This window comes from Streptomyces milbemycinicus (assembly GCF_002154605.1).
Classification (GTDB): domain Bacteria; phylum Actinomycetota; class Actinomycetes; order Streptomycetales; family Streptomycetaceae; genus Streptomyces; species Streptomyces milbemycinicus.
Map to the genome: position 1 here is coordinate 1 of NZ_MUNE01001171.1, position 1,243 is coordinate 1,243.

The window sequence follows — 1,243 nt, forward strand, 5'->3', positions numbered from 1 at the left end:
CATCGCCCCCCCTCTGATCACGAGTTGGACACCGAACTCCATTATGTCCAAAGGGTCGTGACCATTTGCAAGTCGCTATGTAACCGAACTGTGAACGCGGAGTCATCTAACGGGAGCGATCAGCTCCGATTGCCCCGGCGGACGCCCGCGCGGACGCGCCCCCTCCACACGCCGGGCCCCCGTACCGCCACCTGGACGCTTCACACACCTACCCCGTCCCCGGTGCGAGGATGGCTCCGTACGCAACACAGCAATCCACGAGGTGAGCCGCACCATGACGGAGAAGGTGACGGAGAAGGCGCCGGAGAAGGTGACAGAGAGGGGCACGGAGAAGGTCGCCGTACTGGGTACGGGCAAGATCGGCGAAGCGCTCCTCAGCGGAATGATCCGCAGCGGCTGGTCCCCGTCCGACCTGCTGGTCACGGCCCGCCGCCCGGAGCGCGCCGCAGAGCTCCGGGCCCGCCACGGCGTCGAGGCCGTCTCCAATGCCGATGCCGCCAAGATCGCCGACACCCTCATCCTCACCGTCAAGCCCCAGGACATGGGCGCCCTGCTCGACGAGCTCGCCCCGCACGTCCCCGCCGACCGGCTGGTGATCTCCGGCGCGGCGGGCATCCCGACCGCCTTCTTCGAGGCGCGGCTGGCCGTCGGCACCCCGGTCGTCCGGGTCATGACCAACACCCCGGCCCTGGTCGACGAGGCCATGTCGGTCATCTCGGCCGGCAGCCACGCCACCGAAGAGCACCTGGCACACGCGGAGGCGATCTTCGGCAGCGTCGGGAAGACCCTGCGCGTCCCCGAGACCCAGCAGGACGCCGCGACCGCGCTCTCCGGCTCCGGCCCCGCGTACTTCTACTTCCTCGTCGAGGCCATGACCGACGCGGGCATCCTGCTGGGCCTGCCCCGCGACAAGGCCCACGACCTGATCGTCCAGGCGGCGATCGGCGCGGCCGTGATGCTCCGCGACAGCGGAGAGCACCCGGTCAAGCTGCGCGAGGCGGTGACCTCACCGGCCGGCACCACCATCAGCGCCATCCGCGAGCTGGAGAGCCACGGCGTGCGCGCCGCGCTGATCGCCGCCCTGGAGGCGGCCCGCGACCGCAGCCGCGAGCTCGCCTCCGGCAACGGCTGACGGGGCACCGGGCAACCGGGGCGGACAGGGACAGGAACAGGGACAGAGGCGGGGCTGGAGGGGGACGAGCCGGCCGGGCTCAGCTGGGCGGCAGCAGCCCCACCGCCTCGT

The 1,243-nt window shown here is 71.1% G+C and carries 1 protein-coding gene; it reads left to right on the forward strand.

Annotated elements, in window-relative coordinates:
* Positions 1-274: 274 nt before the first annotated feature.
* Positions 275-1,132 carry a pyrroline-5-carboxylate reductase gene (gene proC / locus CCN51_RS51860; protein ID WP_014178577.1) on the forward strand — a complete coding sequence of 286 codons (858 nt, stop codon included), beginning with the start codon at positions 275-277 and terminating at the stop codon, positions 1,130-1,132.
* Positions 1,133-1,243 lie beyond the last annotated feature (111 nt).

What these genes read in the sequence shown, in the direction of transcription:
- proC (WP_014178577.1), top strand. Translation starts at nt 275, where the DNA reads ATGACGGAGAAGGTGACGGAGAAGGCGCCGGAGAAGGTGACAGAGAGG.